Genomic DNA, 248 nt, shown 5'->3' with positions numbered 1-248 from the left:
GACTGGCTGCTGTCCGCCCACACGGAAAAACTCTCCGTTGGCCAATACCCGTAGCAGCCGCGTTTGGGTGCTAAACGGCATGTCGCCGATTTCATCCAAAAATAATGTACCGCCATCCGCTTGCTCAAAACGACCTTGCCGCGTCGTCGTGGCCCCAGTGAACGCGCCTTTTTCGTGACCGAATAATTCCGACTCAATCAAATCGTGTGGAATAGCCGCCATATTTAGGGCGATAAAAGGCTGCTGGC

General features: G+C 54.0%; 1 protein-coding gene. It reads right to left on the bottom strand.

Annotation, left to right across the window (positions count from 1 at the left end; all coding sequences use genetic code 11):
* A partial coding sequence (locus tag AAEZ08_RS23290; RefSeq protein ID WP_500125230.1) for a sigma 54-interacting transcriptional regulator occupies positions 1-248 on the bottom strand: 248 nt, incomplete at both ends.

It is taken from the genome of Pseudomonas sp. E45-MNA-CIBAN-0222 (assembly GCF_040310405.1).
Classification (GTDB): domain Bacteria; phylum Pseudomonadota; class Gammaproteobacteria; order Pseudomonadales; family Pseudomonadaceae; genus Stutzerimonas; species Stutzerimonas stutzeri_AC.
The sequence above is the reverse complement of the archived record's forward strand: the minus strand, read 5'-3'. Positions and strand labels throughout refer to the sequence as shown.